The sequence below is a fragment of the Microbacterium sp. ZW T2_14 genome (genome assembly GCF_044987405.1).
Classification (GTDB): domain Bacteria; phylum Actinomycetota; class Actinomycetes; order Actinomycetales; family Microbacteriaceae; genus Microbacterium.
In genome coordinates, this window is the sequence record NZ_JBJDRK010000109.1 from 1 (window position 1) to 5,263 (window position 5,263).

At 74.7% G+C, this 5,263-nt stretch carries 4 protein-coding genes; all 4 read left to right on the top strand.

Translation table 11 applies throughout. The annotated features are described in order from the left end of the window. Positions 1-2,285: transglutaminase domain-containing protein (locus ACI3KY_RS20005; RefSeq protein WP_404931876.1), on the top strand; the 2,285-nt coding region annotated here is incomplete at its 5' end. Beyond that, positions 2,282-3,805 (top strand): DUF5684 domain-containing protein, encoded by a 1,524-nt coding sequence (locus ACI3KY_RS20010; protein WP_404931877.1) that lies wholly within the window; start codon positions 2,282-2,284, stop codon positions 3,803-3,805. The genes ACI3KY_RS20005 and ACI3KY_RS20010, both read left to right, overlap by 4 nt. Beyond that, positions 3,802-4,461: a hypothetical protein gene (locus ACI3KY_RS20015; protein ID WP_404931878.1), complete on the top strand. Its 660-nt coding sequence runs from the start codon at positions 3,802-3,804 to the stop codon at positions 4,459-4,461. The genes ACI3KY_RS20010 and ACI3KY_RS20015 overlap by 4 nt, the downstream gene beginning before the upstream one ends. Before the next feature lie 17 nt (positions 4,462-4,478). Then, positions 4,479-5,263, top strand: a 785-nt coding sequence (locus ACI3KY_RS20020; protein ID WP_404931879.1) for an RDD family protein, incomplete at its 3' end; no start/stop codon positions are given.

The window sequence follows — 5,263 nt, forward strand, 5'->3', positions numbered from 1 at the left end:
TCGCCGGAGCGCTCGCGGTGACGGTGCTGCTGCTCGGAGTGCCACTGGCGGTGCCGGCGCGGCTGGGCGCGCCGGCCGAGCTGCTGCAGGGCGTGGTCGAGCTCGGCAGCGGGCTGGTGTTCGGCTGGAAGGACCTGGTGACGGTCGAGCTTCCGGTCGGCTCGTACCGCAACCTGCTGGTGCCCGCGCTCGTGGTGTTCCTGATCGGCACGTGCCTCCTGCTGCTGCTCTCGTGGCGCGAGGATCGCATCGCCTACCTCGCCGTGCCGGTGGCGCTCGGCATGGTGTCGTTCGGGCTGTTCTTCGGGCGCTCCGCCGCGAGTGAGCCGTGGCAGCTCGGTCCGGTCGCGCTCTATGCCCCCGTCGAGACCGCGATCGGCATCGCCGCGCTTCTGGCGTGCCTGCTGTGGCTCGCGTGGCGCACCCACGACCAGCGCATCCGCGCGCTCCAGCGGGCCGCGGCATCCAGCGGCGTGCGCATCTCGCGCAAGCCCACGGCCGCCGACCGGCGACGCACCGCGCTCGGCACCGGCATGGTGGTGGGTGCTCTCGTCCTCGCCGTGGCGGTGGTGCCGTACGCGGCGCGCGGCGCGGAGCGCGACGTGCTTCGATCGGCCGTCGGCCCCGACATCGACCTGTCGGCCGAGGTGAGCCCCCTCGCGCAGTACCGGTCGCTGTTCGCGGACGATCGCGCGTCCGACGTGCTGTTCACCGTCGAGGCCGCCTCGGGCACCCTGCCCGAACGCGTGCGCATCGCGACGCTCGACGCGTACGACGGCGAGATCTTCCGCTCCGGCGGCGAGGGCGCCGTCGACGAGGGGCGATTCGTCCGGGTGCCCTCGACGCTCGACGCCGGCGCAGGCGACGACGTGGCCCTGCGGGTCGAGATCGGCGCGTGGGACGAGATCTGGATGCCGACAGCCGGCCGCCTGCGGTCGGTCGAGTTCTCGGGCGACCGCGCGGCGTCGCTCGCGGACCGGTTCTACTACAACGCGTCTGCGGACGCGGGGGTGCAGACGGCCGGCGGCGGGCTCGCCGCGGGCGATGCGTACACCGTCGACGCCGTCCAGCCGTCCGCCCTCGACCTGGAAAGCCTCGACGCCCCGGGCAGCCAGGGCGGCGTCGCAGCGCCGGACAGCCTGCGCGCCTGGATGGACGAGCACGCGGCCGGCTCCGGCGGAGCGCAGCTCGCCGAGCTGGTGAAGCTGCTGCGTGAGCGCGGGTACCTCAGCCACGGGCTCACCGAGGGCGACGGCACCCCGGTCTGGACGCAGTCGCTCGCCGACTACTCGTTCCAGCCCAGCGCCTCGGGGCACTCGCTCGCCCGGGTCGACGCGATGTTCTCGCGCCTGCTGGAGCGCGAGAGCGATCCCCGGGCTGCGGCATCCGGCAACTACGTGGCAGCCATCGGCGACGACGAGCAGTTCGCGGTCGCGGTGGCGCTCATGGCACGCGAGATCGGCTTCCCGTCGCGCGTGGTGCTCGGCGCCCGCCTCTCGAGCGCCGACCCCGAGCTGTCGACGTGCGAGGGCGGGGCGTGCCGGGCCGAGGATCTCACCGCGTGGACCGAGGTGCAGTCCGCCGACGGCGAGTGGGTCGCGGTCGATGTGACACCGCAGTACCGGCAGGGCCCGAGCCTCGACGTCACGGAACAGCGGGACCCCGAGAACGTGACCGAGGTGCGTCCGGACACCGTCGAGGAAGTCGTGCCCCCGGACCCGACGCAGGAGGATTCCGCGGCCGACGACCAGGACCAGCAGCAGAGCGCGGTCGATCTCGCCTGGCTGTGGCCGATGCTGCGGATCGGCGGCATCGCGCTGCTGGTGCTGCTGCTGGCGTTCGGCCCGTTCGTCGCGGTGGCGTGGGCGAAGGCGGTGCGCCGCCGCCGGCGCCGGGGCGCCGGAACGCCCGCGACGCGGATCGCCGGAGGCTGGGACGAGTACGTCGACGCCGCCGTGGACAGCGGCCACACGGCCGCAGGCACGCTGACCCGCAGCGAGCTGGCCACGTCCTTCGAGACGCCGGCGGGGGCCGTGCTGGCACGCGAGGCCGACCGGGCGGTGTTCTCGCCTGCGGAACTCTCGGCCGAAGACGCCCGCAGCTACTGGAAAGCGGTCGATGCGGAGCGCCGGGGGCTCCGCCGGGAAAGCGGGTTCTGGCGCGGGGCCCGCGCGACCGTATCGTTGAGATCGTTGCTCCGACCGATGACGCCAGAAACCGGCGTCCGCACTCGTATCGCCGAGAGGGGGAGACGACGGGCCGAGCCCGCGCGTCCCATGTCATGAACGCCACCGATGTCACAGCCGCCGTCTTCGGCTCGCTGTTCAGCCTGCTTCTCGCCGCGGGTGTCTACGTCTGGATCGCGCTCGCGCTGTCTGCCGTGTTCCGCAAGGCCGGCGTCGAGTCCTGGAAGGCGTGGGTGCCGATCCTCAACTCGATCGTGCTGCTGCAGCTCGCGGGGCTCTCGCCCTGGCTCCTGCTGCTCGCTCTGGTCCCCATCGTTCAGATCGCCGTGCTCGTGGTGTTCGTCATCGCGATCCACCGCGTCAGCACCGCGTTCGGCTTCGGCGTCGGCATGACCGTGCTGGGTGCCGTGCTGTTCCCGGTGTGGGCGTCCGTGATCGGCTGGGGGAGCGCGCGCTGGGTCGGAAGAGACGAGGGTGCCGGGCCCCGCCGGGCCGCCGAGCCCGACGGGCTGCGCCCGCTGCCCCCGTTCCCCACTCCGGTGTCGCGATCGGGCGAGTCCGCCGTGTTTCCGCAGGCGGCTGCCCCGAGTCCCGTCGTGAGCGACTTCGCGCCGCCTGCGCACGCGCCTGCGGCGCGCCAGACGATGCCGGCGCCGACGGAGCCGGCCGTTCCCGGAGCCCCCGACGAGGCGGCTGCCGCCGGTGCACCGATCCTGGTCCCGCCGCCCGGCGGCTGGACCCCGCCACCGCTGCCCGGACGCCCGGTGCCCGCGACGGCGAACAGCGCGGCTCCGAGCGAGGAGGAGCCTGCGGTCGAGGCATCCCCCGACTCCGGCGAAGCCGACCCCTGGCAGGGCTTCGTTCTGGACACCACCGACCACAGCGCCGAGGTGACCGGGGCTTTCCCGGGAGCGGCGGCGCCGGTCTCCGCCGTGCCCGCGCCGGCCGTCTCACCGGTGCCGGCCGCGCCCGTCGCGGCCGATGCGCCGGAAGCCTACGCGCCGAGGCGATCGGCCGCAGCACCCGTCGACGACATCACGCGTCCGCCGGTGACCGACGTGCCGCTGCCGGCCGTCACGGGCGAGAACCGTGAGCCCTGGGCGCCCGCCCGATCGCCCATGGCTGAGGTCGACGCGTTCCCCGAGGCATCCGGCCCGGTGTCTGCCGTCGCCGGAGCGGCCGGTGCCGGCGCCCCGTTCTCCGCGCTCTCGTCGGTATCGGCACGGCACGCGCGTCCCGAGCTCCCCGACGAGGACATGCTCGACGAGACCGTCATCGTGCGCCGCAAGCGCACCGACTGGACGCTCCTGCCCCCGACCGGTGATCCTGTCGCGCTCGCATCCGACGTCGTGATCCTCGGGCGGCGCCCGACGTCCGACCCGCAGTTCCCCGGCGCGCAGCTGGTGTCGATCTCCGACGGCACGGTGTCGAAGACCCACGCGCGGCTGCAGCTGCGCGACGACCGCTGGTACGTGACCGATCTCGACTCCACGAACGGCGTCCTCTTCGCGACCGTCATGGGCACCGAGGTCGAGGCGACGCCCGGCGTCGAGATCGAGGCGGGTGACCGCTTCCTGCTCGGCGACGCCGAGGTGCGCCTGCAGCGGAGTGACGGGTGATCGATCCCGACGCCGAGCCGACCCGGCGCGCCGCACGCCCGGACGCCTCCCTCGTGCCGGACGACGACACGGTGCTGTCGGCGCGGCGGCGCACCGATGACGACGTCGACGACGCGACGGTGCTGACGGCACGTCGTGCAGGCGTGCCCCAGACGCATGAGGTGGACGACCACACCGTGCTCGCGCCGCGTCGCGTCGCGGCGCCCTCCCCTCCCGACGACCTGGACGCGACGTCGATCGCGGGACGCCGCCCCCCGGCACCCGAGCCGTTCCCGGGAACGTCGGCGCCGTCGGACACCCACACCGCGGGTGGGACGACGATCGAGGACCGCACCGACCAGACGCTGCTCCGCTCGGTGCGCCGTGGCGCTCCGGCGGCGCCCCCGTCGGCGCCCGACTCGTCGCCGGCCGTCCCGGGTCGCGCCGCGTACGTGCCCGGGGACGAGGCATCCGATCGTCGGGCACCGCGGTCCTCCGGACCCGTGATGGCGAGCAGGGCTCCCGTCGTGCCGCCGTCGTCCGTCACGCCGCCGCCCGCTCCCGACGGCGCGGCGTCGCGCCGCCGCCGACACCGCCGCCGGCTGCTCATCGCCGCGGCCGTGGCCGTCGCGGTCCTGGTCGCCGGCGTCGTCGCGCTCCTGCTGCTGCTCACCTGACCTCCCCGAGGACTCCGATGACACCCTCCGCCTCCGCCCCGCCCGCGCGCGTCTCCGGCCCCGACGCCGCGGCGCTCGGCGTCGTGCCCGCGGCACCCGGCATCCGCTCGCTCGCGTTCGCCATCGACGCGTCCATCTGGCTGCTGCTGGCGTCGCCCGCTGTCGTCGGCGCCGTCATGCTGACGGCCGGCGACACGTCGCTCCTGGCGGTCATCCTCGTGCTCGTCGGCGCCGCGCTTCCGCTGCTGTTCGGCCTGTTGCAGCTGGCGCTGCACGGGCGCCGCGGAGTCACCGCGGGCAAGGCCGCGATGCGGCTCCGGTCGGTCGCCGTCGACGACCTCGGCCGGCCGGGTTTCTGGCACGTCGTGCTGCGTGTGCTCGTGCTGGGCGCGAGCGGCACGATGCCGCTCGTGGGTCCCGCGGTCATGTTCGCATCAGGGCTGTGGGATCCGCAGGCCCGGGGTCGCAGCATCCTGGACCGCGTCGGCGGATGCTGGGTGATCGACGCCCGAGCCGGTCTCGACCCCTTCGACCCGAAGGCCCTGCGCCACGCGCGCCGTGCGGTGGCAGGTCGTCCCGAGCAGACCGAGGACCTGCCGTCGATGGCCAGCGACGCGGACCTCGCCACGGCGCTGCGCATCCCCGGCGTCCGCTCGCGCGCCGGCGTGGTCGGCCCCGGCAGCACGGGGGCCCAGTGGGAGGCGGTGAACGACGGGGTGGATGCGAGCCTCATCGCCCAGGTCCCCGGCGACGCAGCCGTTGCCCACGCCGCTCGAGGCCTGGTCACGGGCGCCCCCGGCGC